Origin of the sequence: Rhodococcus sp. C1, assembly GCF_020809065.1 — a bacterium.
In the GTDB taxonomy this organism is placed as follows: Bacteria; Actinomycetota; Actinomycetes; order Mycobacteriales; family Mycobacteriaceae; genus Rhodococcus_F; species Rhodococcus_F qingshengii.
On the sequence record NZ_CP078080.1, the window covers coordinates 5,793,415 to 5,818,879 of the forward strand.

24 protein-coding genes are annotated in these 25,465 nt (G+C 61.9%); 11 read left to right on the forward strand and 13 right to left on the reverse strand.

Annotated elements, in window-relative coordinates:
* The gene (locus KTR60_RS26815; RefSeq protein ID WP_042451555.1) at positions 1 to 1,233 is read right to left on the reverse strand and encodes a PucR family transcriptional regulator; all 1,233 of its coding nucleotides are present in this window, start codon (positions 1,231 to 1,233) and stop codon (positions 1 to 3) included.
* Between the two features lie 164 nt (positions 1,234 to 1,397).
* Between KTR60_RS26815 and KTR60_RS26820 the strand changes: the two genes are divergently transcribed.
* Complete coding sequence (locus tag KTR60_RS26820) at positions 1,398 to 2,225, forward strand: SDR family oxidoreductase (protein WP_228401443.1); 828 nt, start codon at positions 1,398 to 1,400, stop codon at positions 2,223 to 2,225.
* On the opposite strand, the gene KTR60_RS26825 is transcribed toward KTR60_RS26820, so the two are convergent.
* From KTR60_RS26825 to KTR60_RS26845, 5 genes are all read right to left on the reverse strand, one after another.
* Entirely contained in the window at positions 2,226 to 3,437 is a 1,212-nt protein-coding gene (locus KTR60_RS26825; protein ID WP_042451559.1) for a PucR family transcriptional regulator, read from the reverse strand.
* A 37-nt stretch (positions 3,438 to 3,474) separates the two neighbouring features.
* Entirely contained in the window at positions 3,475 to 4,950 is a 1,476-nt protein-coding gene (locus tag KTR60_RS26830; RefSeq protein ID WP_202426687.1) for an acetyl-CoA hydrolase/transferase family protein, read from the reverse strand.
* 160 nt (positions 4,951 to 5,110) lie between these two features.
* On the reverse strand, positions 5,111 to 6,772 hold the full coding sequence (locus KTR60_RS26835) for an AMP-binding protein (protein WP_228401444.1): 1,662 nt from the start codon (positions 6,770 to 6,772) through the stop codon (positions 5,111 to 5,113).
* Positions 6,773 to 6,786: 14 nt separating this feature from the next.
* The gene (locus tag KTR60_RS26840; RefSeq protein ID WP_223304467.1) at positions 6,787 to 7,665 is read right to left on the reverse strand and encodes a crotonase/enoyl-CoA hydratase family protein; all 879 of its coding nucleotides are present in this window, start codon (positions 7,663 to 7,665) and stop codon (positions 6,787 to 6,789) included.
* A 45-nt stretch (positions 7,666 to 7,710) separates the two neighbouring features.
* Positions 7,711 to 8,304 (reverse strand): TetR/AcrR family transcriptional regulator, encoded by a 594-nt coding sequence (locus tag KTR60_RS26845; protein WP_228401445.1) that lies wholly within the window; start codon positions 8,302 to 8,304, stop codon positions 7,711 to 7,713.
* A 124-nt stretch (positions 8,305 to 8,428) separates the two neighbouring features.
* Here KTR60_RS26845 and KTR60_RS26850 point away from each other — a divergent pair, with 124 nt between their 5' ends.
* Positions 8,429 to 9,082 carry a nucleoside/nucleotide kinase family protein gene (locus tag KTR60_RS26850; RefSeq protein WP_007730507.1) on the forward strand — a complete coding sequence of 218 codons (654 nt, stop codon included), beginning with the start codon at positions 8,429 to 8,431 and terminating at the stop codon, positions 9,080 to 9,082.
* Between the two features lie 14 nt (positions 9,083 to 9,096).
* Here the strand turns inward: KTR60_RS26850 and KTR60_RS29230 are convergent, their stop codons facing one another.
* The 5 genes from KTR60_RS29230 to KTR60_RS26870 all read right to left on the reverse strand — a co-directional run bounded on the left by KTR60_RS29230 (position 9,097) and on the right by KTR60_RS26870 (position 14,320).
* Positions 9,097 to 9,231 (reverse strand): hypothetical protein, encoded by a 135-nt coding sequence (locus KTR60_RS29230; protein ID WP_003942853.1) that lies wholly within the window; start codon positions 9,229 to 9,231, stop codon positions 9,097 to 9,099.
* Between the two features lie 227 nt (positions 9,232 to 9,458).
* Positions 9,459 to 10,886 carry an aminobutyraldehyde dehydrogenase gene (locus tag KTR60_RS26855; RefSeq protein WP_039973170.1) on the reverse strand — a complete coding sequence of 476 codons (1,428 nt, stop codon included), beginning with the start codon at positions 10,884 to 10,886 and terminating at the stop codon, positions 9,459 to 9,461.
* Positions 10,887 to 10,900: 14 nt separating this feature from the next.
* Positions 10,901 to 11,263, reverse strand: a complete 363-nt coding sequence (locus KTR60_RS26860; protein ID WP_228401446.1) for a cupin domain-containing protein — start codon at positions 11,261 to 11,263, stop codon at positions 10,901 to 10,903.
* 1 nt (position 11,264) lies between these two features.
* Complete coding sequence (locus tag KTR60_RS26865) at positions 11,265 to 12,869, reverse strand: N,N-dimethylformamidase beta subunit family domain-containing protein (RefSeq protein ID WP_007730498.1); 1,605 nt, start codon at positions 12,867 to 12,869, stop codon at positions 11,265 to 11,267.
* Positions 12,866 to 14,320 (reverse strand): APC family permease, encoded by a 1,455-nt coding sequence (locus KTR60_RS26870; protein ID WP_007730482.1) that lies wholly within the window; start codon positions 14,318 to 14,320, stop codon positions 12,866 to 12,868. Before KTR60_RS26870 ends, KTR60_RS26865 begins: the two co-directional genes overlap by 4 nt.
* Before the next feature lie 248 nt (positions 14,321 to 14,568).
* On the opposite strand from KTR60_RS26870, the gene KTR60_RS26875 reads away from it, so the two are divergent.
* The 3 genes from KTR60_RS26875 to KTR60_RS26885 all read left to right on the forward strand — a co-directional run bounded on the left by KTR60_RS26875 (position 14,569) and on the right by KTR60_RS26885 (position 17,274).
* Positions 14,569 to 15,615: a LacI family DNA-binding transcriptional regulator gene (locus tag KTR60_RS26875; RefSeq protein WP_209922821.1), complete on the forward strand. Its 1,047-nt coding sequence runs from the start codon at positions 14,569 to 14,571 to the stop codon at positions 15,613 to 15,615.
* Positions 15,616 to 15,705: 90 nt separating this feature from the next.
* Positions 15,706 to 16,572 (forward strand): alpha/beta hydrolase family protein, encoded by an 867-nt coding sequence (locus tag KTR60_RS26880; RefSeq protein WP_225320177.1) that lies wholly within the window; start codon positions 15,706 to 15,708, stop codon positions 16,570 to 16,572.
* Between the two features lie 336 nt (positions 16,573 to 16,908).
* On the forward strand, positions 16,909 to 17,274 hold the full coding sequence (locus tag KTR60_RS26885; protein WP_054826948.1) for an antar domain protein: 366 nt from the start codon (positions 16,909 to 16,911) through the stop codon (positions 17,272 to 17,274).
* A gap of 112 nt (positions 17,275 to 17,386) precedes the next feature.
* On the opposite strand, the gene KTR60_RS26890 is transcribed toward KTR60_RS26885, so the two are convergent.
* Both KTR60_RS26890 and KTR60_RS26895 read right to left on the reverse strand, forming a co-directional pair.
* Positions 17,387 to 18,721 carry an MFS transporter gene (locus KTR60_RS26890; RefSeq protein WP_050656991.1) on the reverse strand — a complete coding sequence of 445 codons (1,335 nt, stop codon included), beginning with the start codon at positions 18,719 to 18,721 and terminating at the stop codon, positions 17,387 to 17,389.
* Complete coding sequence (locus tag KTR60_RS26895) at positions 18,721 to 20,436, reverse strand: amidohydrolase (RefSeq protein WP_030536127.1); 1,716 nt, start codon at positions 20,434 to 20,436, stop codon at positions 18,721 to 18,723. The genes KTR60_RS26890 and KTR60_RS26895 overlap by 1 nt, the downstream gene beginning before the upstream one ends.
* A gap of 224 nt (positions 20,437 to 20,660) precedes the next feature.
* On the opposite strand from KTR60_RS26895, the gene KTR60_RS26900 reads away from it, so the two are divergent.
* The 6 genes from KTR60_RS26900 (at position 20,661) to KTR60_RS26925 (ending at position 25,425) form a co-directional block, all read left to right on the forward strand.
* Complete coding sequence (locus KTR60_RS26900; RefSeq protein ID WP_007730473.1) at positions 20,661 to 21,563, forward strand: Lrp/AsnC family transcriptional regulator; 903 nt, start codon at positions 20,661 to 20,663, stop codon at positions 21,561 to 21,563.
* A gap of 78 nt (positions 21,564 to 21,641) precedes the next feature.
* Entirely contained in the window at positions 21,642 to 22,298 is a 657-nt protein-coding gene (locus KTR60_RS26905; RefSeq protein ID WP_054186998.1) for a FadR/GntR family transcriptional regulator, read from the forward strand.
* Complete coding sequence (locus KTR60_RS26910; protein WP_065351558.1) at positions 22,295 to 23,098, forward strand: class I SAM-dependent methyltransferase; 804 nt, start codon at positions 22,295 to 22,297, stop codon at positions 23,096 to 23,098. Before KTR60_RS26905 ends, KTR60_RS26910 begins: the two co-directional genes overlap by 4 nt.
* A gap of 125 nt (positions 23,099 to 23,223) precedes the next feature.
* On the forward strand, positions 23,224 to 23,706 hold the full coding sequence (locus tag KTR60_RS26915) for an acyl-CoA thioesterase (RefSeq protein ID WP_030536130.1): 483 nt from the start codon (positions 23,224 to 23,226) through the stop codon (positions 23,704 to 23,706).
* 45 nt (positions 23,707 to 23,751) lie between these two features.
* On the forward strand, positions 23,752 to 25,032 hold the full coding sequence (locus KTR60_RS26920; protein WP_003942870.1) for an NAD(P)/FAD-dependent oxidoreductase: 1,281 nt from the start codon (positions 23,752 to 23,754) through the stop codon (positions 25,030 to 25,032).
* A gap of 69 nt (positions 25,033 to 25,101) precedes the next feature.
* The gene (locus tag KTR60_RS26925) at positions 25,102 to 25,425 is read left to right on the forward strand and encodes a DUF6292 family protein (protein ID WP_209922817.1); all 324 of its coding nucleotides are present in this window, start codon (positions 25,102 to 25,104) and stop codon (positions 25,423 to 25,425) included.
* Positions 25,426 to 25,465 lie beyond the last annotated feature (40 nt).

Below are 25,465 nucleotides of genomic sequence, written 5' to 3' on the forward strand. Positions count from 1 at the left end.
TCACGGGTTCGCCAGGAGGGCGGCTCCGTAGCTCTCCAGCGCGATGAGCGCCAACTCTGTTGGCAGCCGACGCTGGTCCACGCTGCGGTCTAACAGCTTTTCGGCCTGATCGAGTCGATACCGCACGGTGTTCTTGTGCAGACCGAGCGCCACGGCGGTAGCGGCTGCAGTGCAATTGTTCTCGTAATAGACCCGAACGGTGTCTCGGATACGCGTCGTGACGCCGTCCGCGCCGGCGAGGCCTTTCAATTCCCGAGCCACCAACGCACGCAGTTCGTCCAGATCTTCGGTGAGCAGACAGGGAACCTGAACATCTTCGTAGACGGTGACCCCCGGCGAACCCGTGGAACGGACCGCGATGCGCTGCGCGGCGAGAGCCTCGCGGTGACTGCGCGCGAATCCTTCCATTCCGTAACCGCTGGCCCCCACCGCGACACGAAGATCCGAATTCCGAGCACGATCGAGCGCCGCCCACTCATGGTCGTCGAAATGCGCGACCCACGACCACACCTCGCGCGCCCCCGAAGGCAGCGTCAGCACGCGCTCGGCATTCGACTCGTCCACAAAGGAACGCGCATACGAGTCCAATCGGGCCAATACGTCGGCGGCCGGATCGGTGTCGTCCGTCCAGAGAACAAACGCAGTGTGGTGGCGCCGCATCGGGTAGTCGAGAATCTGCGACACCTCATCGGAGTGAAGTGCTTCGCCTGCGACAATCGCGTGCACCGTCTCGGACCGACGCGCAAAAGCGCCGCGCGCCAAGCTCTCACGCTCCTTCGCATACGTTGCCACCAACAATTCGGTGGTCACTTCCAGCCATCTCATCGCCGAACCCCACACTCGGACCAGAAGTGCGCGCTTGAGTTCCGGACCGATCGGGAGTGCTTCTATCGACTCGTCGACGAAGCCCAGCATCGCGAGGCGTCCGGCACCGTAGATCTTGAGCAGGACTCGAAGATCCATACCGCGCCTGGCAACGGTGAGTGCAAGCGCAACCGACTCCGGCGGCGGCGTGACCTCCTGGGAACCGCCCGCGATCGCGGCCACGATGACGCGAAGCTGCGCCGCAGTGCTCGCATCCACATCGCGTCGTAGCTCCCGATCACCCGCCACTTCAGGATTGGCCACCGCAATGGCGTCGTCGATGCGTTGAACGAAACCGTCGATCACCTCCGGCTGGAGATAGATGGGCGCGAGATTTGCAATCCAGCCGTCCAACTCCGATGTGTCCATGGCGCCTCCCCGACTTGTCACCCTGATTGTGACTTAGTCACAAATCTATCGTCTCACTTCGGCCAAGAAGCCCTAGCAACCCGGTTTCGACTGGTCCACAATCACATCTCACTGCAGATTCATCTCACTGCAACCAACCCCTATCTTTGGAGACGCTGGAGTAAATGAACAAACCTTTCGACGGTCAGGTAGTGGTCATCACCGGCGGCGCCCGGGGCATCGGATACGCCACCGCGAAGCGGCTGATCAGCCTGGGTGCGACGGTCGCGATCGGCGACATCGACGAAGCCACTCTCGCGCGAGCAGCCAAGGATTTGGGCATCCGCACGTTCGGGCGCCTCGACGTCACCGACCCCGCCTCGTTCTTCGACTTCCTCGACACCGTCGAAGGTGAACTCGGCCCGATCGACGTGCTGGTCAACAATGCGGGCATCATGCCGGTCGGACGGATCGTCGACGAGGACGACTCCGTGACCAGACGCATCATCGAGATCGACGTCCTCGGCGTGATCACGGGAACCAAGCTCGCATTGCGACGGATGCTTCCGCGCGGACGTGGACACGTCATCAACATCGCTTCGCTTGCAGGCGAACTCCCGTGCCCCGGTTTGTCGACGTACTGCGGCGCCAAGCATGCGGTGTTGGGCTTCACCGATTCTGTCCGCAAGGAAGTTCGTGGCACCGGAGTTCACATCTCGTCCGTGCTGCCGACGCTCACCAACACCCAACTCACCTCGGGCACTTCGGGAATGAAGGGATTCCGAGAGGTTCAGCCGGAGGAAATCGCCGAAGCCGTCGTCGGCTTGATCACCAAACCGCTTCCACGCGTACGTATTACGCGGGTGTCCGGGCTGCTCGTGCAGGCACAGGGCTTCTTCCCCCGGCGGCCGTACGAGGCATTGAGCCGACTGTTCGGCGTCGAGACGCAGTTTCTCGGCGACGTCGACACCGCGGCACGTGCTGCCTACGAAGAACGCGCCCGCGCAAGCTGATCAGGTCAGCTCGGTGGCCGGCCAGTCGAGCAGCTTCGCACCCAGTACGGCAGCGTGGAGCGCGAAGCTGTCGTTGGGATCGTTGACGTTCTGACCGGTGAGTTCACGGATGCGGTCCAACCGGTACGTCACGGCGCGGACGGACAAATGCAGGTCTCGGGCGGTCTTAGCCGTATTGCCGCCGGCGGAAAAGTACGCGAGCAGTGTGTCGATCATCGGTCCAGCGCCACCACGCGCCTCGAGCAGCGGTGTGAGAAGGGTGTGGATCAGGTCGGTGACCGCCGGTCTGTCGTTGACCAGAACCCGGTAGACCAGCAGGTCACGAGCATCGATGATCGGTGCGGTCAACGACAGGCGCTGCGCCAGGTCCAGTGCGTCCAGCGCCTCCCGGTACGACGCCACCACGCCCGAAGCGGTGGTTCGAGGGCGCCCGACAGCGATCTGCCACGTGCCGTCCAAAGGACGCCGCTGCAACTGCACTCGCCCAACGTCATCGGTCCCCGGTCCGAGAGCCGACCGAATCCCTGCCAGCACGTGGTCGACGGCATCGCGATCCGGCGCCGCGAAAACGACCACCAGTTTGCCGCTCTTGCTGGCGACCAACGCGTCGGCGTCACCCTTGCTACCCAGAACGGCACGTTCGACGGCGCGCACCAAAGGGTTATCGTCGGTGAACTCACGGGCGGCGGTCACTACCGCCACGGCATGCGGACCACTGAGGTGGAGACCGAATCCTGAAGCGCGATCCAACAATCCGACGACGTCAGCGCCGCCGGTCAACAAGTCGTCGACGAACTCGCGGCGTGCCGATACCTGCGAGCGGACCAGAGAACGCCTGGCCAACTGAAAACCTTCGGCCAGTTCGGCGACGGCATCGTCGACGGCACGCAGCATCACTTCGCCGGCCGCGACGACGGCGTTCGGATCCGATTGTGCCGCAATAACAGCAGGCAGTTCACGCCACAGACGCCAGGCCGAGGAGAGATACAGATCGAGCAGGGCTCGCAGGGCGACACCCTGCTGCGCTGCTTCTTCCCCGCGAGCGCGGAAGCGGTGCAGCTGGCGACGCTGCAGCGGTTTCCCTTCACAGACAGCGTCGCTGAGCACGTCGAGGAAATCACCCAGCAGTTCGACGGGCAGGCCACCGGCGTCATCGGCCCCCGCCGCGGCAACCCGGCGTATGGCGTCGTCAGGTACCCCGGTTCGGCTCACCCTCGCATTCTCTCACTGCCGGCAGCATTGCCTGGCGTCACGAAAGGCGCATCGACCCCGTGTCGATGTACCGCTGATGGAACGAGAATGCCTCGCCCAGGAGGTGCGGAGTCTGGCCCGCACCCGGTTGAGCGTCGGCGCGAGCGATGTAATCGTGGAGTAGTGGCCGGAACTCCGGGTGAGCACACTTGTCGACGATCAGGCGCGCGCGTCGCCGCGGAGACAGACCGCGCAGATCCGCCAACCCCTGCTCGGTCACCAACACCTGAGTGTCGTGCTCGGTGTGGTCGACGTGCGGAACCATCGGCACGATCGCCGAGATCTCACCGCCGCGGGCCGTCGACGGGCTCAGGAACATGGACACGTAGCCGTTGCGGGCGAAGTCCCCCGAGCCGCCGATTCCGTTCATGATCTTCGTCCCCATGACGTGCGTCGAGTTCACGTTGCCGTAGATGTCGGCCTCGAGCATGCCGTTCATGGCGATGATTCCGAGTCTGCGCACCACCTCCGGGTGGTTGCTGATCTCCTGCGGACGGAGCGTGATGTGGTGGCGGTAGAAGTCGATGTTCGCGGTCAGTTCTTCGATGCCCTCTTCGGTGAGCGCCAAAGCCGTCGACGACGCATGCGCGACGGTTCCGTCCTTGATCAGCTTCAGCATCCCGTCCTGGATGACCTCGGAGTAGCAGGTCAGGCCGCGATACGGCCCCCGATCGAGCCCTCCGAGCACCGCGTTGGCGACATTGCCGATGCCCGCCTGCAGCGGAAGCAACGTATCGGCCGGCATCCGTCCGGCGCGCACCTCGAAGTCGAAGAATTCCAGGACGTGGCCGGCGATCGCCTCACTGACGGCGTCGGGTGCAGTGAGAGGGCTCGCGCTGTCACGGCAGTTGGTCTCGACAACGGCCACAACCTTCGTGGGATCCACTCGGAACGTGGTCTGGCCGATCCGGTCCTCGACACGAATGATCTCGAGCGGCTTGCGATGCGGCGGCAGCGCGGTGCCGTAATAGACGTCGTGAATACCTTCCATCGCCTCGGGCACCCACGAGTTGACTTCGAGGATGACCCTGTCGGCGACGTCCAGCCAGGTCTTGTTGTTGCCAATCGACGCGGAGGGAATCAGTTCCCCTGATTCGGTGATACCGGCGACCTCGACCACCGCGACGTCCACGTTGCCGTAGTAGCCCTCCCACACCTGCTGAGCCACGTGGGAGAGATGGATGTCCACGTAGTCCATACGACCCTCGTTGATCCGGCGACGTGCGGTGGCCTCGGACTGATACGGCATGCGCAGCGCGATTCCGTCGACCTCCGCGAGCAGCCTTTCGGTCTCGGTGGACACAGAAGCGCCGGTCAGGAGATTGATCGTGAAGTTCGATCCGTTGCCGCGGGTCCGGTGAATACGCTCGGCCAGGGCCGGAATGACAACCTTGGGTGTACCGGCGCTCGCGAAACCGCTGATCGCGACGGTGTCGCCCGGGTTGATGAACTTCACGGCGTCGGACGCAGACATCACCTTCGACGCAAACGCTGTGGCGCGAATGCGGTTGGAGGTGGCGTTGTGTCCGGTCTCACCGAAGGTTGAACTCACGGCACCAGGATAAACAGGGCACGTCGAAGCGATTTACGGGGATAACCCAGACAGAATCGCTCCGACGTGCTATGTGCACCGATCAGTTGACGACGCCGTACACGCCTTCGCCGACCAGGCTCGCAATTCGATATTTCTGGATCTTGCCCGACCCTGTCAGTGGGAACGCCTCCGCGCTGAACCACTCCTTGGGCGCCTTGTGGCGCGCCAGTCGCTCGGTGCAGAACTCGACCAGCTCGGCGGCGGTCGGTTGGTCGGACTCGTCCTTCCAGCGGATAACGGCGACAACTCGCTCACCCCACACCTCGTCGGGCACACCCACGACCGCCACGTCGAGAATCTTCGGATGTGTGAAGATCACGGACTCGACCTCACGCGGATAGATGTTCTCACCGCCGCGGATGATCATGTCCTTGAGGCGGCCGGTAACCCGGACGTATCCACGTTCGTCCATCGTCCCCAAATCGCCGGTATGCAACCAACCATCCTTGTCCACGGTGTCGGCCGAAGCCTCCGGATTACGGAAGTACTCGGTCATGACGAGGTACCCGCGCGCGCAGATCTCGCCTTGTTCGCCGAGCGGCACGCTGTCCCCGGTCACGACGTCGGAGATCTTCACTTCGACCTGCGGCAACGCGAGTCCGACCGTCTCCGACTTGTCCTCGGGGGTGTCGGCGGGGCTGGTCTGTGTGATGACGGGGCTGGCCTCGGTCTGTCCGTAGACGATGCTGAACCCCGCCCCGAAGGCCGACTCCACCGTGCTGACGAGTTCGGGCGGGACCGACGACCCGCCGGATACGACCACCGAACAGGCCGAAAAGTCGCGACTCGCGAAGCTGGCGTCGTTGATCATCGCGATCAGCATCGTCGGCACTCCACTGACCACGTCAGCGTGAAAGCGTTCCGCCGCATCGAGAACCGCAGTCGCATCGAGAACCGCAGTCGGATCGAAGTACTGGATCAGGCCGATGGACATTCTTCGCTGCGCGGCGCCGAGAACCAGGATGCCGCACCCGGCGGTGTGGAACAGCGGCATGGCCGACACAACCGAACCCCGCTCAGGGAATCGGCCTCTCCGACTCACGAAATCGGCATTGTTGACCAATCCGCGGTGATGCAACAGAGCACCTTTGGGAACTCCGGTGGTTCCCGACGTGTACTGGATCTGCGCATTGTCGTCAGGCGAGACTTCGGGCAGAGCGCCCCGCTCGCCCGCCCAACCTCGAACCTGGCGATCCCACTCCTCGAAGTTGACTGCGAGAACTTCTTCTCCCGAAATCGAAATCGCCTCGGATGCAACCGCTGCCATATCGCCACCGCGGAACTTTCCGGTGTGGAAGCGCCCCCGAGACTGGGACTGCGACAGGACGTACGCGAGTTCCTCCGCACCCAACGGCGGATTGGCGGTCACCAGAACCATCCCGGCGAGCGCGGCGCCGTATTGCAGAATCATCCATTCCGGAACGTTCGGAGCCCAGACAGTGATCCGATCTCCACAGTCGAACCGAGACAAGAGGTAGTGCGCACACCCCTCTGCTTCGTCGAGAAGCTCCGCGAAGGTCCACGTGCGATCGGTTTCAGCCGCCCCGGAAAGCGAATGCGATTGCGTCGGAACCACTTCTCTGATTGCAATCAGATTCGGCGAGTCCGCGGCGCACTCTCGCAGCAGCCCACCCACCGTTTGCTCCTCTATCGGGTCAGACACGTCAGCGGGGAAGTACGACGTTTCGAGAACACTGCTCATCTCACATCCACTTTCTATCGAGGAGGGGTGTCGGACGCGGGGAGCGGCCCGCCTCCGTCTGGAATCTTGCGTCCGGAATCGCGGTACTGAACCGCGGCATGGAATCCGTCGCGCTCGGCAAAATCCTTGAACCAGCGCCCCTCCGGGGAGTGACGCGTAATTCCGTCGAACAGGGTTGCCAGTACCTGGGTGCCTTGCAATCCCATGTTGTCGTACGCCTGGTTGATCATCATCTTCTGCATGGCCAACTGATTGAGCGGAACACCGGCGATGCGATCCGCCAACGCTTCCACCGCCGAGTCCAATTCGTCGGCCGGCACCGCTTCGAGCGCCAATCCCCAGTCAGCCGCAGTGACACCGTCAATGGTGTCTCCCGTCAACAGCATTCGCTTGGCACGCTGGGCTCCGAGCCGGTACACCCACATCGCCGTCGTCGGGCAACCCCACACACGCGCAGGCGGGTATCCGATGCGAGCGTCGTCGGCCATGATCAGCATGTCGCAGGACAGCGCGATGTCACTCCCACCGGCAATCGCATATCCCTGAACCTTGCAGATCGTCGGCTTGAGCGATCGCCAGAGCGTGAAGAAGTCGTCGGTGTTCTGCTTCATCCCGCGAAAGTCCTTGATGGGGTCCCAGACCGGGCCCTGGTTCCACTTTCCGTCAAGGTCGCCTTCGGCAAACTTCTTGAGGTCGTACCCGGCACAAAACGCCTTGCCCGCACCTTGCAAGACGATCACACGGACCTCGTCGTCGTCATTGGCTGCTGCCACCGCGTTTCGAATGTCCGACGGCATCCGGTCGTCGATCGCGTTGAGCCGATCGGGACGGTTGAGCGTGATATACGCTTTACCACCGGACGTCTCGTACTTCAGGGTCGCAAAATCCGTCATCATCGGTCCTGTCGACAGAGCGCGCCTCGCTCGGAACGAGTTGCGCTAGTTCTGGGTGAGGAGCAGGCGAACGACGCCTGCCCATTGACTGATCGAACGACGCGCAGACGCGTCGCTCTTCTGCACTGCCCGGGACAGCGCCAAACCACGGAGCATCAGCACCGTCAGATCTGCAATCTGCGAATAGTTCTCGGAAGCAACAATTTCGGGACCGAAAGCGTCGTGGACAACTCGCCGCAGATCCCGTCCGGCGATTCGCTCCGATTCCCGGAGCACCTCGGCCAACACCGGATCCGTCCGCGCTGCGGACCACAGTTCGAGTTCCGCTTGAAATGGCGGCTGAGTCAACGCCGAATACAGAGCGGAGATCGAGTTCTCGATCGTGTCAACCGACGAATCCTGCTGAGACATGGCAGCTCTTACCGCCACCTCGTTCCGTACGACGATGTTCGACACCAACGCCGCAGTGAGCTCCTGCATGTTCGGAAAGTGGTGCAGCAGAGCGCCCCGACTGACTCCGGCAGCGGTTTGCACCGACTGCGCCGTCAGAGATGAATAACCGTCCGCTATCAGTAAATCCGTTGCCGCATCGAGAATCCGGTGGCGCGTCGCTTCGCGCTGCGCATCGCGCAGGGTCACGGTCTCACCTCCAACTTCTCGAGTGGCATGGATCACAGTTTCACTGTCCATTCAGACTGTCAATGGCCGAAAGCCTCCGGCGTACTCTCGATGCACCGGCCCTTCGGACTGATCGGAGCAACACGTGACGACCTCACCGCCGACCGTCTCGCTGACGCTCGACCAACTTGCTTCACGCGCTGCTTCCCTGATCACCGACGACGGTCGGAGAATCCTCGGCATCACGGGCGCACCGGGAGCCGGAAAGTCGACGGTGTCACAGGCAATTGTGCGGAAATTAGGTTCTCGTTGCTCCATCGTCGAGATGGACGGTTTTCATCTTGCCAATCGGGAACTCGACCGACTCGGCAGGCATGAACGCAAAGGCGCACCGGACACCTTCGACGTCGACGGCTACGCGGCTCTACTACGCCGACTCCGAGCCTCGAACTCGACGGTCTATGCTCCGGTCTTCGATCGCGAGTTCGACGAATCAATAGGCAGCACAACGGCTGTCGATCCATGTACACCGCTGATAGTCACCGAGGGGAACTATCTCCTCCTACCCAGTGGTGGATGGCAGGAAGTGCGAGCAGCACTCGACGAGGTCTGGTATCTCGACGTTCCGGAGGAAACTCGGACGAAGCGCTTGGTGAAACGCCACAGCCGCTTCGGAAAGAGTTCCGAAGCGGCTGCAGAGTGGGTGAAACGGGTAGATCAGCCGAACGCCGAGTTGATCAGCGCAGTCAGGCCACGCGCGGATCTGATCGTCAGAATCGAACGGTCCGAGCCTCACTGATTTCAGCTGAAAACCTAAGAACCGCCGCCGGTTCCGAGAAAAGTGGCCAGCCCGGCAACTCCGGCGATTCCGCCGAATATCGCCGCCAATGCACCGGCGACGGTGATAACGCTGTCGAGCGCTTTGAGATCGGTGTCGGATGAACCCATGGCAGTCTCCTGGAGTCAGAATTGAAAGTGGGGTTGAATGTGCGCCGAAGTGCGCAATGTTGCACACGTCACTTTACCGGCATTCGCGACCCGAATCAACGAAAATTCTCTCTAAACATGTTGCACTGCAACATATTCAAACAGCAGCTTGCAGGTCCACCGAGGCACGACGACGGCCACCGTCCCGCAGCGCGGGCAGGTGGCCGTCGTTGGATATTGCCGAGGAGTCAGACGCTCGTCACATGCATGACGTGCTTGGCCCTCGTGTACTCCGCCAGTGCGAGCTCCGACAGATCCTTGCCGTAACCCGACCCGGCGAAGCCACCGTGAGGCATCTCAGCGGCGAGCATTCCGTGGGCTCCCACCCAGACGCAGCCGAAGTCCAGTTCGGCCGTCATCCTCATCGCGGTGCCGTGGTCGGACGTCCACACGCTCGACGCGAGAGCGTACTTGGTCCCGTTCGCAAGTTCGATCGCTTCAGCCTCGGTGGAGAACGACTGTACGGTGACAACCGGCCCGAATATCTCTTCCTGGACCAGTTCATCTTCCTGCTGCACCCCGGAAATAACAGTCGGCAGATAGAAAAACCCTGGTCCAGCTGGCTTTCCCCCGCCAATACATACGTTCGTATTTGCTGAGCGTCTCTCTACCAACTCCGCCACTCGATCACGGTGAGCGCGGCTGACCAGGGGGCCGAGACAATCGCCCGATTCCGGTCCGCCCAACCTCAAGTCCGCGGCCGCAGCCGTCAACTTCTCGGTGAACTCCTCCGCAACCTCCTCTTGAACGAGAATCCTCGTCGCAGCGGTGCAATCTTGACCGCTGTTGTAAAAGGCCCCGGCAACAATCCCCGCGACTGCGCCGTCGAGGTCCGCGTCGGCGAAAACAACGGCGGGTGCCTTGCCTCCGAGTTCGAGATGCAACAGCTTGACGTCTTCCGACGCGGCCTTTGCGACCGAAATACCCGCTCTCGTCGATCCCGTCAGCGCAATCATCCGAGGAACCGGATGAGCGACGAGCGCGGCTCCGGTATCGCGATCGCCGCACACTACGTTCAACACCCCGGGCGGATAGATCTGCGCTGCAAGCACTCCCAGCATCACCGCGGTTTCCGGCGTCTCCTCGGCCGGCTTGAGCACGAGGGTGTTTCCCGTCGCGAGTGCCGGCGCGATCTTCCAGACCGCCATCATCAACGGGTAGTTCCAAGGAGCGATCGCACCGATCACGCCAATGGGTTCACGTCTGACATAAGACGTAGCACCCTCCGTGTACTCCATTGCGGCAACGCCCGGCAGAGAGCGGGCAATACCCGCGAAGTACCGCAGAAAGTCAACACACTGCGGGATCTCGTCGTCTCGCACCTGCCTGAGAGGCTTGCCGGTACTGCGGCATTCGACCTCGAGGAAATATTTCGCGTTTGCTTCCAGCGCGTCCGCGAGGGCCAGCAGCAACTCCTGACGGCGCGCAGGGGTGGACCGGCGCCAGGACCGCGCAGCCTTCTCGGACGAACGGCAGGCTCGGTCGACGTCATCGGCGGAACCGACGGCAGCACGGGCGTATACATTGTCGGTCACCGGATCGACCAGCACGGAAAGTCTACCTGGCGGGCTCTCGCACGTTCCGTTGATCACGTGACCAAACGCTGCGACAGTCATCGAAGTTTCCACCGTCATGAGCGCGATCCGGGGAGCGCGACGAAGAACTTCTTCGACGGCTCAACCGTCTCCCAGGTACCGCGAAACGACTGCGGCACGAAAAATGCTTCCCCAGAGGAGAATTCGCGACGGTTTCCATCGAGGTCGATCAGCGCCACCCGGCCGCTGATCATGATGCAGACCTCGTCGTACGGATACGGGTCGCACAAGAGCGTGCCGGGCTCGCCTTCCCAACCACCGCCGAAGTATTCCCCGTTCGGATCTCCGAACGACCTCCATTCGGATTCCGACCAGTTCGGGCTCGCGTCGTCACCCCACTCCGGGATGAACCGCGTCCCCTGCCCTGGCCCGAACATTCGAATGTCGTTGACACTCATGTCATTTTTCCTTCGTGTTGGAGCTGGAAATTCGTGCAGCAAACAGATTCAGTACGTTTGCAGTTATTCGTTCGGTGAACGGATCGTGATGGATTAGCCCGTTCACCCATTCGGTGGAACCTGCGTTGAACACGGAGCCGAGACCTCGCTTGTGACAGGCGACCATTCCCGATCCGTATTCGAGATCACGAAGGTGATCTGGAGGCTCACTGCCATAGAAGCATTCGATGATTCCCTGCACTTCGGCGAAAGGCGCACCGATCGGAACTTTCCCGTTCCATTTGTCCCGCGAACCCGAAACTGCCGGCGCCATCGCGATGATCTCCAGATCCTCGGGAGCGCCGTCGACGCCGGTCGCATACGGCTGGCCCTTCCGGAACGTGAAATCCACGCCGTCCATCTCGAATCCGGCAACACAGATCGGGGCGATCCCGAAGTTGTCTCCGTAGTACAGGTCGGTTCCGTTCAACGCCCAATGATCCGGCCGGTATACCGTGAAACCGCCCGAAGACCTGGGAGTTGTTGCACCGTAACGATTGTAGACACCGGCCATGCCGGTCAATCCCATCGTCCACGCCCCCGGTCGGGCAACCTCGGGCGAATCCCACGCCGTCGTCACCCGGGTCGGGTCGACTTCTCGCATCGGATCGTCGAACGGATTCTTGTAACAGACTTGTGCGTCGTTTTCGAGGCGTACCTGCCACAGGAAGTTCCCGCCGAATCGCGCCAGACCACCACCCTCTTCGACGAAATCATCTATGCGGTCACGCATCTCCCAGGACCAGTACTCGTCGTGACCGACGACAACTGCGCATGAATATCCATGCAGCGCTGACGGATCGTTATGCAGATCGTGTTGTGTCACGTGGTGGACGCGGAACCCCTGCTCTTCCGCCCAGACCGTGAACGGCCTCTCGTAAGTGGCCCAGAAGGCGTCCGCATGGTGACGCGAGTAGCCGTTCACCCACGCCCATTCGTACGGCGGGTGACGGGGTATCCATCCGATTCCCGGTGTGTCGGTGTGGATGTTGCGTGCTGCGCCCTCGGGTTTGCGCAACATCCCCCGCGCGACGGGACGCTGCGTCGAGGAAATCGGTGTCGGCACATCGCCGGAGCCGTCCGGAACACCTCGGTAGTGGTTTGCCCCACCCCAGTCGTTGTAGGCCAACATCGTGCTGGTGGTGTGAATGAGTACGAAGTCGGCATGCTCGGGTTCGCGCGCCTTGACGACGAAGAAGCCCTCCCGCTCAATAGTCACCCCTTCGTGGAGCATCCGGACCAGAACCAAGTACATGCCGGACGTCCATTTCGGATCTATCTCGACGGCAAGGGATTCCGACCAGTCGCAGCCCACTGCGTACGCGTCGGCAGGCGTCTGCTGCTGCTTGCCCGGCAGACCGACGTATTGCGCGACCTGTTGCGGCCGGGCGCCGTCTCGAACAATTTCGAGGTCGTATTCTTCTGCGGTGGTATGCACTCGGATCGAGACGGTGTCACCACCGAAGTACGAGAACCTGTCCGCATAGACCCATATCTCGGGAGCGCCCGGAACAATTCCGGGACGTTCGACCAACCCTCCGGGGACCGACCATGCGTATTCGCTCATGCCGACAACTCCTCGACCGAGTGTTCACGTACGCGCATCCCGCGTCCCACGCCGAATGCGAAAGCCAACAGCAATGGCACTGCCAACAAGAAGTTTTGCGCGGTGGTCAACCCGGTCAGGTCACTCATGTTCATCAAGAGGTATCCGAGCGCGACGATCAACGCCACTGCAGCGAGCGAGGGTGCAATCAACCTCTGCCACAGACCTTCACCGCGAGAATCCTGCGAGAAGAACCTGAGCACGGCGACGGAAGTGAGAACCTGCAACACCAGCACACCGATGATCGTTGGTGTATTCGTCCACACGACTACTTGGGTGTACGGGTCTGCGGGCGTCAGCGCAAAGCCGGCGATTGCCGCGAATACCAGTGCGCCTTGTGTGATTCCGGCGACGCTCGGCGTTCCAGTGGTCGGCGAAACCCGTGCAAGCGCGGCAGGAAAGACTTTCGCGCGCCCCATGGTGAGCAGATAGCGACTGCAAGCATTGTGGAGGGCAAGGCAACCCGCGAAGAAGCTCGTGACGATCAACAGATGCATCACGTCGGTCATCATGGAGCCGGCAAATTCATTGTTGAGATCGAAGATCAGCTCGGACGGGTCACCGCCGAGTAGGTCGCCCATCCGACTCGGGCCGACGGCCTGCACGATCACCCAAGCACAGAATGCGTAGACCACAGCCAGAACAGTGACTGCTGTGTAGGTCGCACGCGACACTGTGCGTTTGGAATCGACAACTTCCTCGCTGTAGATCGCCGTTTGCTCGAAACCGACGAAGGAGGTGAAGGTCAACACGAAGACGCTCGCCAGTCCGGCTGTCATGAAGGTCGACGGCGAAAAACTGTCGAGCGACAGTCCTTCGTGGCCGCCTTTCAACAGAACCGCCACACAGAAGACTGCGAGGACGCCGAGCTCGAGCGCCATCAAAACGGCCAGCACCTTCGCGCCGATATCGACCCTGCGATATCCCACCACCACGACCAGAACTGCGACCGCCAATGCGCAGGTGTAGACGGAAACGGTTACTCCCAAGAACAACTCGATCGTCGACGAGAGAAAGATGCCGCAAGCGACGACGAATCCGATCTGGCCACCGAGATAGCCGATGTAAGCCAGCACAGAGGCGCCTGCGCCGACTGTTTTTCCGAGCCCTTCGGTGATGTAGGCGTAGAACGCGCCCGCGCCGCGGATATGCCTGCTCATCGCTGTGAAGCCGACGGCGAACAGTAGATAGACGATCCCGGGAACGACGTACCCCACCGGAAGCGCAGCGCCGGAAACCATCAGGCCCAGTGGCGCGAATCCCACCAGGATCGTCAGTGGCGCCGCTGCGGCGATGACGAAGAAGACCAGATGACGGCTGTTGATAGTTCCGGCGCGCAGGCCCGAGGATGACGTGGGAGAACCGGATTCAGAATGCGTTCCTGCACCGGGAGGGTCGGTTTTTTCGGTCATGGGGAGGCTCCGCGAGTTAAGGCAAGTATGCGCCTGCCTGGTCAGGTTTCCCGAGGTTCGCCCGAATTTCTCTCGACGTTCGCCCGGTGTTCCTAAGAGAGTGCCGAATCGTTTCATCAGTGTCAATACCTGCGCTGAAACGATTCGACGTTTTGTTTTGAGGTGCCCCTCACCGGTGCACGCAACATGCCGAAACGATTGATCGATAGGCTGGAGACAAACCGACCAACGAGTAGAAACGATCCGCAGTGGCTACCCCTGTTTCGCCGACGCTTCGTGATGTCGCCAACGCCGCCGGCGTCGCGGTGTCCACGGTCTCCTATGCACTCAACGGCAAGGGCCGGGTCGACGCGGCCACTCGCGCTCGGGTTCAAGAGGTTGCCGACCGCCTTGGATACCGTGCCAATCGGTCGGCCCAGAATCTCAGGTCAGGCCGGACTGCCACCCTCGGGTTGATGCTCCCCGCTCCCGACCAACTGTCATCGGCCGAGTACCTCAATTTCGACTGGTACGGGCGCGTGGCGACCGCCGCGACCCAGGCTGCATTCCACGCCGATCACTCACTCCTCCTACTGCCGTCGATGAAAGATCCGAACGGACTGCGGCGCATCGAGATGGACGGCGTACTGGTCGTCGACCCGATGGTCGACGACCCGCGCGTCGAAGTTCTGCAGAAGATCGGAATCCCCTCTGTCGCAGTGGGTCCTGGACAATCCGGGCAGTTCGGATACTCCACCTCACCGGACCTCGTCTCCACCACGGAGACTCTTCTGAACCACCTCGCCGAACGTGGCGCAAGGGACATTTTCGTCCTCACTCCCGGAATGCATTCGGAGTGGACCCGCGCAACGACTTTCGCTTACTTCGAGTGGTGCCGCGCCCGAGGCGTGGCACCACGCACCAGCGAGGAATTGACGTCGTTTCCGGGCGCCAGCACCGTCGGAGGCCTCATCGGGGCCGCGTATGCGGCCACCCGCGAGGCCCTCGACTCCTCGACTCCGCCGGACGCGATCCTGTCGTTGATTCTCGGTTGCGCCCCGGCAGCGGCGCGAGCGGCCCTCGATCTCGGGCTGTCGATTCCGGGTGACGTCTTGATTGCACAGGACAGTGACGAACCCGCCCTGCTGGTTTCCCAGCCCCCGATCACGGCATTCGACTTCTTCCCCCAAGAACAGGCGGCAGCGGCCGTGCGGGCGCTGTTGGCTCTGGTCAACGGTGACGAACCCGCAGTTCAGAGCTATACGCGTAGCGAACTCCGCGTGCGAGCGAGCACGGCCCATTCGCTCACACCATAAATTCACCTGGCACCGATAGACTGATTTCCGAATTATCGTCCGTCGCCTGCCGAGAGGAATCAGGTCATCGCGCACCGCTCCCGCGACCGCTTGGCCGGGTATCTCGCCGTAGTGCTGGTCTGTGCACTCGCCCTCCTCGCATCTGTCAGCAGTGCGACCGGCCTCGACCGCGACGTCGCTCCGGTCCGCATCGCCTACGCCGCGGCCGCAGACACTTTCGGCGATCTGTATCTTCCAGAAGGATCGGACGGTGACCTGCCGGTCGTCGTACTCATTCACGGCGGTGGATGGGCCCAGAAGAGCAATCTCGAATACGCGGGCGCGTGGGCAAAAACCCTGACCCCGTACGGAATTGCGGTCTGGAACATCGAATACAGACGCGTCGGCGGTCAGGGTGGTTGGCCGACCACGCTCTCCGATACCGTTACGGCCACCAACGCCCTGGCCGGCATCGTTCAGGAAAAGGCCTCCGGGCGACTGGATTTGAGCCGTATACACATCGCCGGCTACTCCGCGGGTGGACAACTTGCCGCCTGGGTCGCATCGCGATCCCAACAGGGTGCAGACGCCCCGGAACCAAACCTCTCGGTGCCGGTTCGCTCGACGACGATCATGGCCGGCGTCTTCGACATGACGCTCGCCGCAACCGCGGGCAAAGATCGATTTGTTCGAAACCTTCTGGGCGGCATGCCTACCGATCATCCCGATCGCTACCGCATCGCATCACCGATCGAGCACCTCCCCACCGGCCTCCCCGTCACGGTGATCCACGGACTCGGAGACAAGGTCGTGTCGGTCGAACAGAGTCGGCGCTATGCCCGTGCCGCCCGAGCAGCAGGCGACGTGGTCGATCTGATCGAACTTCCCGGCGTCGGCCACGGCGAGTTCGGCAACCCGACGACCGACGCCTGGGCTACCACCAAGCAAGCAATAATCGGCCACATAAATGCCTCTTGAGCAGGTAATACGGGCCACAGTGCTCTCAGCCGCTCGAAATAGAATTAGCTGAAACTCAATCGATGACGTACGGTGGGGTTATCAGAGGGCAGCCGTCAGTCAGGCAGCCGGTCGCTTCGCCCGGAACAACAGTTCCAGTATTCGTTCCAGGGGTAGACTTCCAGTTCGGTGCAAATCCGCGCCTTTGATCACTACGCACTTTCATCAGTCCCGCAGATTGTTGACCAGGCCGAAGGCTCCGACGGAGTCCGCCGCCAATCGCGTACCGACTGCACCAGTATCAACATGCGCTACACACCGTACGGGCCCAAAGACCCTGCGGTTCAAAGGAATACCTTGATCAACACCATGATTCACCCCGACGACACGAACAACCAGGCGAACAGCAACTCGACGAACGGTCTACGGATCCCGACTACTTCGGGCCGGATCCGCGAGCGCGGTATCGAAATCGTCTGCACCCTCTACCGTTGCAGCACCGACGAAGCCGCCGAGCTGTTGCTCCGACATTCTCAGACCAACAACCTCAAGGTCACCAGCCTGATCAAAGCGCTTGTCGCACTGATCGACGAAGACACGTCCGGCACTGGTTACGGAAGCAGTAACACGCTGGCGTCTCACTTCTGGCTGCGTGAGATCAGAAATCTCAGCCAGGCCCACCGACGCAGCGATCATTTTCATCGCCATCTCGTCGGCGCGTAACCGGCGCTGAACGACAACTGACCTGAAACGACAGCTGGGGCAGTACACGGAAATCGTGTACTGCCCCGGCTGTCGTGTTTTCAGTTGTCAGGCGGAAGCCGACTCTCGGCAATCAGGCGGAAGCCGATTCCTTGTTCAGGCCCTGCTGAGCACTGTCGGTATCGGTCGCCTCGTCCACGTGCTGCGGAGCGAAGAGCAGGCACACGATGCTCAGGATGCACATGCCGATCAGCAGTGCGATGACCGGCCAGATGCTGCCGGTTGCCTTGTACATCAGCGTCGACACCAGCGGTGACAGTCCGCCGAAGATAGCGCCTGCACCTTGGTACGCCAACGAGATGCTCGTGTAGCGCGCCTGCGGCTTGAACATCTGCGACAGAACAGCGGCGATCGGACCGTACGTGGCCGCCAGCACCAGTCGCATGACAGCGAAGGTCAGGAAGATCAGGAACACGGATCCGGACTTCAGCACCAGGAACTGCGGCGCTGCGAGAATCGCGACTGCCGCAAGGCCCCAGATGACCACGCGGACGCGCCCCACCTTGTCGCCGAGCCACGCCACGCCGAGAGTCGCGATCAACTCGACCACTGCAGCGACACTGAGCGCGTTGAGAATCAACGTCTCCGACAATCCGACATCGGGGTCGGTTGCGTATGCCGTGATGAAGGTCGTCACGAGGTAGTAGCCGCCGACTGCGACGGGCAGAATGCCGATGCCCAGGATGATCGGGCGCCAGTTGGTCACCAGCGCGTACTTGAGCGGGAGCATTTCCGGTACGTCCGCGGACTTCACCTCGGATTCGAAAACCGGGGACTCTTCGACCTTCAGGCGAACGACCAAGCCGACGAGAATCAGCAGCGCCGAGCAGAGGAACGGCAGTCGCCAAGCCCACTCGCGCAGAGCGTCGTCGCCGAAGGTGGAGAGAATGCTGAAGAAACCTGTGGCCAGGAGCGCGCCAGCCGGGTTGCCCAGCTGAGCGAAACCGCCGTAGAAGGTCTTCTTGTCCTCGGGTGCATGCTCGACGGCCATCAGGACCGCGCCGCCCCATTCGCCGCCGACGGCAAAGCCCTGGACGAAGCGGAGCAGTACCAGCAGTAACGGCGCCCAGAACCCGATGGACGCGTAAGTGGGCAACATGCCGATGAGGAACGTGCCTGCACCCATCAGCGTCAAAGTCACAACCAATGCGGTGCGTCGGCCCATCTTGTCACCGACATGGCCGAACACGATTCCGCCGAGCGGGCGAGCGAAGAAACCGACGGCGTATGTCGCGAACGCCGCCGCAACGCCGGTCAGGCGGTCGGTTCCAGGTGGGAAGAAGATGTCACCGAACACCAGGGCTGCTGCCGTGGCATACACGTAGAAGTCGTACCACTCGATAGTTGTACCGACGAAGGCTGCAAATCCCGCCTTGCGGGCCTTCACGATCTGTTGCTCTCGGTTCATTACTTTTCCTCGGTGGTCGAAGTGCTCGACAATAGGTGGTTATGACCTGAATGTGCGAGTTCGCCGTCGATCCAGGTCTCTCGGACCTCGATCTGCGCAATCGCGTCGGCCGGAACCTCGAGGGGATCCGCGCCCAGAATGACGAAGTCGGCCCGCTTGCCGACCGAGATGCTGCCCAGCTCTGCTTCGCGGCCCAGCGCACGCGCACCGTTGAGGGTATGAGCCTGCAATGCCTGGTCGGCGGTGATGCGGAGTGCATCGGAGCCGAGCTGATGACCCTGACGCGTCACACGAGTAACGGCTGCCTGAATTGCTTCGAGCGGCTTCGGCTCTGCGACGGGGGCGTCGGAGCTGATGGTCACGGGAACTTCGGCAGCGATGAACTCGCCGAGCGGGTTGAACCGCTCGCCCGGAGTGCCGATCGCAGCGGTGACGCCCTCGCCCCAGTTGTAGTAGTGCTGTGGCTGGTTCACCGGGTAGACACCGGCCAGGTTCATCCTTGCGATCTGCTCGGCCGTCGGGAGTCCGCAATGCTCGATGCGGTGACGAGCGTCGGCGTCGGGGTGAGCCTTCTGCGCAGCTTCGATGGCATCGAGCACCATGTCGATGGCGGTCGGTGACTGAGCGTGCGTGGCGGTCTGCAGACCCACCGAATGTGCCTTGGCAATCAGCTCCGAGTAGTCCGCCGGCTCGTGGTAGAGCTGCCCGGTGCGGCACGGGTCGCCCACGTAGCCGTCGGGGAAGTATGCGGTCCAGCCTCCGAGTGTGCCGTCGGCGTAGAACTTGATGCCGCCGAACGCGAGCCGCGAATTGCCGAAGGCGCCGTGCATTCCCGTGTCGATGACGTGATCGAGGAGGTGGCTGAGCATGTACATGCTGACGCGGGTCTTGAGCTGATCCTGCTCGGCCAGACGCAGGTACATGTCGAATTCACGCCGGGTCACCTGGCAGTCACCGATGGTGGTGACGCCACCGGCCAGGAACTTGTCCTGAGCGACCGACAGCTGGCGAAGGTGCTCTTCCGGCTCGTCCTCGAGATGGAAGTTGGGGCCGTGATGGCCGACCTTCACTCCGTTGACGCCGGTGAGAATGTTGCACGCGGCGTCGGAGAGCTCACCGGTGAGTTCGCCGTCTTCATCTCGGAAGAACTCGCCACCGGCCGGATTCTCGGTGCTCGCGTCGATACCGTGCTTGTCGAAAGTGAAGGAGTTGACGACGCCGCCGTGACCGCTCGCGTTCATGAGGTAGACCTCGCGATCGGTGGCCACCTGATCGAGCTCTTCCTTGAGCGGGTGACGCCCTTCGATCAGGTTGCGGTGCTCGTAGCCGTATCCGCGAATCGGGACGCCCGCAGGTGCTGTGAGCGCCGCTTCCTGAAGTAGCGCAATGATTCCGGGGATGGAATGTGCCTTCTCCGGCCCACAGTCCACCCAGCTGAGCATCTGCCCGTACATCAACGGGTGTGCATGTGGATCGACGAAGCCGGGGACGACGGTGGCGCCGTCGAGTTCGACCACCGCGGTTGTGCGAGTGCTCAGCCGACGCGCCTCGGTGCGGCATTCCTCGAGCGTTCCCACCGCTGCAAAGCGGTTTCCGAACACCAGGAACGCTTCGGCTCCCACCGTGCTGTCGTCAACGGTGTGGATCTTGGCGCCGGTGAAGATCGTGCCGGTGGCGTCGAGAGGCGAGGCTTCGTGCGTGTGCAACTTGCGCATGGTGGTCCTTCGTCGAGATGGTGGTGCAGGTCACTGCGTGTTGAGCGAAAACTACGCCCTGACCTGGAGCTATGCAATGCATCAAAGTTTCAGACCAGGCGGTATACAACTTTTTTGTATGAGTTCTTGAGCATTTCTGCACTTATCCACATCATCCATGGCCACATGCGACTGTTCTAATAGGAAGCTCATACAGAAAAATCTCTGGAAAAGTTGGGGCAACCATGACGGTCGATCTCGATTCCAAGCTCATTGCCGCACTTCAGCGCAACGGGCGAGCGACGTACCGCGAACTGTCCGTGGCGGTCGACGCCCCACGAGCGGCGGTGTCCACCAGAGTGCAGGCGCTACTCGACTCGGGAACGGTGTCCGTAGTGGCCGTCGCGCACCCCGAACTTCTCGGGCTGAAGGCGCTTGCACACGTCTCGATCGCAGTGTCCGGACCGATGACCCCGGTGCTGGACGCGTTGATCGCATCCGAGGCCGCCGTCTACATCTCGGCAGTCAGCGGGCAGTACAACGTGATTGCGGAACTTCGGGTGCCCAGTCACGACGATCTGTACCGTGCCATCGCCGAACTCCGCTCACAACGTGGCGTTCGATCCGTGAGCACGCTGGTCTACGTCGACGTCATCAAGGGAATCTTCATGCCCGAGACCGCTTTACAAGCCGATATCCGACTCGACTCGACAGATGTCGCGTTGATCGAACTGCTCGAGCGCAACGGGCGAATGCCCTTTCTCGAGCTGGCCGAACACACCGGACTGTCGCCGAGCGCCGTGCGCAACCGGGTCAATCATCTGATCGCGAGCACGGCACTGCGCGTCGGCGCTGTCGTAAAGCGGCGAGGTGGTGGCCGAACGCTGGCGATGGGCATCGGCGTCAATCTGGGCTCACGGGACGACAACGCGGTATCGGAGATCGAGTCGCTGCCCGGAATCGAATTCCTCGCCCGGACCCTCGGACGATACGACGTGATCGCGACGGTCGCCGCCAACTCCTCGAGCGACCTGCATGCGCTGTCCGAGCGAATCCGCGGGATCGACGGTGTCAGCGGCTTGGAATCTTGGGCACATCTCGAGGTATTCAAGGAGCACTACGCCCGCAGCCTGGACGTACGCGGGTAATTTCCGAGTCATTGACCCACTTGGTCGGGCTCGCTAACCTCGATCAAGTCATTGACCCACTTATCCGAGGTGACATACATGGCCGATTCCGGACGCAAGGTAGACATCGTCGCCGCGGCGATCGAGGAGGCGATCTCGACCGGTCGATGGCCCGTCGGATCGAAACTCCCGCCGGAGACCGCATTGGTCGAAGAATTGGGAGTCGCCCGAAACACCATGCGCGAAGCGGTACGGGCGCTTGCACACGCCGGAGTTCTGTCCGTACGCCACGGTGGCGGCGTGTACGTCATGGCGGCGTCGCCGGTCGAAGGACTACTCGGGCGCAGGCTCGCCAGAGGTGACGTTCTCGACGTACTGAGCCTGCGACGCGGACTCGAGGTCGAAGCCGCGCGACTTGCAGCGCAGCGCCACACCCCCGAAGATCTCGCGCGGATACATGCAGCCTGGAATGCCCACCCCGGTCATGTCGGCGGCTTCACTGTCGAAGCCGGCATGGCCCTGCACCTTTCGATCGTCGAGGCGTCCCACAATTCCGCACTGATCGACGTCTACCGGGGAGTCCTTGCCGCCGTGACGGATTCGCTGTCCGCAGTCAGTGTCGGTCCAGGTTTCCACGTCGACGAGCACCGACCCTTGATCGCAGCCATCGAGGAACGCAACCCCGACGAAGCAGCGCACGCGGCAGGCGCAGCGCTCGACACGGTCATCGACGCCGTCGAAAGGAGCTTGGCGTGAATCGGGGAAACTGGAACGGTACGACCTATTCGCCTCTTGCCGAGCAACTCTCACCGGCATCGACGGAGGCACTGCGCTCGATCGGGCATGTGAGCACGGTGTACGACGTCTGCGCCGGAACCGGGAACTTTGCGCTCCCGGCGGCTCAGTCAGGCATGACGGTCCACGCACTCGACCTCTCCGCCAGCCAGCTTGAGGTCGCACGCGAACGCTGGATTCCCCACCCCGGCACTACCCAACCCAACTTCACGATCGGCGATGCGCAGTCTTTACCCTGGCCGAATTCGAGTGCCGACGCCTGCGTCAGCATCTTCGGGATCATCTTCTGTCCCGACCCCTCGATTGCCCTCGCAGAGATGATGCGGGTGACCCGGCCAGGCGGAAAGATCTGCGTCGCAACGTGGTCGGAGAACGGGTGGGCAGCAGCACTCCGCCGGGAGGCCGCCTCGGCGTGGAATGGCATCACACCACTACCGACGACATGGTCGAGCTCGAGCGAATTCGAGAAGGCAGCAGCCGGATTGGAGTCGGTGAGCTCGGCCTCGCACCTGCTCGAGTGGCAACTACCAGCCGGATCGGATCCCGTCGAGGAACTGTGCGACCAGGCACCGGCGTTGAAGAACTTTCGCGAGGCCGTTCGAAGCACAGGGAATTGGGCTTCGATGTCAGCGCACCTCCGCTCGACGCTCGAGCCCTATCTCAGGTCGAGCGCGGCCGGCCCCGTCGCCACCAGCGAATACGTCCTCCACACGGGCACTGTCCCGAACTCTGACACCGCGCTCTTCCGAACGCGCGGGTAACCCTCTTGGCCGGATACGGTCTCTTCACCGTCCACCGAACCGAAGAGGCCCGCTTGATGTCTGAATCGAACTCCCTACCTGAATTGAAGCAAGCATCGCAGCAAGCATCGAAACAAACCTTGTCCATGTCCGTCCTCATGACGCCGGACATGTCAAACTTCTCGGGCAACGTGCACGGCGGAACGATTCTGAAGTTTCTCGACCAGGTTGCCTATGCGTGCGCGAGTCGATATGCCCAGACCTACGTCGTGACTCTGTCGGTGGATCGTGTGGTGTTCCGCGAACCGGTGCATGTCGGCGAACTCGTCACGTTCAGCGCTTCCGTCAATTACACCGGGCGCACCTCGATGGAAATCGGAATTCGAGTCGAAACCGAAGACATTCTTCTCGGAAAATCTCGCCACACCAATAGTTGCTATTTCACGATGGTGGCGATGGGAAGCGACGGGAAACCGGCTGAGGTACCCCAACTCCGGCCGACCGGAACAATCGCCAGGCAGCGATTCGAGGCCGGGCGACGGCGTCGTGAACTGCGCAGAGAGAACGAGCTTCGTGAACAGTCCATCCGGGCCGCAGTTCGGGACTTAACGCCCGAACACGATGACTGAATCCAGTCATATTTAAGTTATAATCTTATGCATTAAGCTGATCGAGTGACTTCGAAGGCACGGGAAAAGTATGACGTTGTGATTGTCGGCGCGAGCATCGCGGGATGCGCGGCCGCAATCATGTACGCCCAGCAAGGTCTGCGGATAGCGCTTCTCGACGCTCGCTCCGACATCCGGGCGCACAAAGTCCTGTGCACTCACCACCTGCAACCGTGCGGTGCCCCGATCTTGCAACGACTCGGCGCCACGGAAAAACTGCTCGCCCTGGGAATGGTGGAAACCGTTCCGACATTCTGGACCCCGTGGGGAATGATCACCCCTGATGCCGCAGAGAACTCACCGCCACCTGGGTTCAACGTCCGAAGGGAAACTCTCGACCCCCTACTGCGCCAACTCGCGAACGACTACCCGAACGTCGACCTTCTTCTCGGGCATCGCGTTTCCGGACTGCTGACCGAGAACGGCACTACTGCAGGCGTCTACGGCACCGAACAGGGTTCGGCCTTCACTGTCGGAGCACGATTGACCGTCGGAGCAGACGGCAAGGATTCGACCGTCGCACGATCCGCTCGTTGCGACTCCGTGACTGCATCCAACGGGCGTTTCAGCTATTTCGCCCAACTCTCCGGACTCGAACGACCCGGCGGAGAAACGTCATTGTCGTGGTTCATGGATCCCGACGTCGCCTATCTGCTCCCCAACGACGGCGGAATCAGCGTGCTGGTCGTCTTCCCTGCCCTCGACAAGCTCGGCTCGTTCGCTGACGACCTGTCTACTGCTTTCCTCGAGTACGCCAACGCATTACCCGGCGCTCCGCTTGTTCGGCGAGAGCACATCGTCGGGAAGATCGTTGGTACCAAACACTTCTCCACAACCCTCACCGAACCCGTAGGTAACGGGTTCGCACTCATCGGCGACGCTGCGGCAACCAACGACCCGTTGTGGGGTATCGGATGCTCGTGGGCACTCGAGACCGCTCAGATGCTGGTCGATGCGACCGCGCACATGCTGACGGAGACGCCGGCAGACACACTCGACTCACATCGGAACGTGAACGCTGCATTGACCGAATACCGTAGCGCCAGAGCGAGTATGACGAATCACATCGACTACATGAGTGGTTACGCCGGTGGGCGAAAGTTCACCGCGATCGAACGTCTGCTCATCTCCGCGGCCACCCACGACCACGACGAAGCCCGAAGGTTCTACTTGTTCGGTTCCCGGTTGATACCGGCCGAACAGTATCTCTCGACTCGCTCGGTCGCGCGGGCAGCACAAAAACATCTCAGGCACCGTCTGCGTCGTAGATCTGTGGCCGGGACGTAATCTGACAAGCGTTTTTTCGGCGCCGGCAACGGGGAACCCTCCGATCGCAACCGAGCCGGAGGAGCGACCATGCGTGCACACATCGCCATTCCGAGTGAATCGACTTGTCACAGGTACGTAGTCGCCGTCGCCAGCTCCACCTTCGCCGAATCGGTCATCTGGTACGACGGCCCCGCGTTCGACGCAGTACTCGTTCTGGGCAGCGAGATTCCGCAGCACAGTGGCCACCGAGCCGTACTCGCCTGGAATCACTACTTCGGGTGGGCGCTCGGCGTGGAAACGACACCGGATACGTCGTTCGCCGTTGTCGAATGCCTCGGTATCGGGAGAATGCCGGATCCTGAACTGTGCGCCGACCGCGCTGTCGAGTTGATTGCCCAGGCGGGTAGTTAAGGAACTCGTCGCGCGGCGCACAATCCGGCGGGCATAAGAT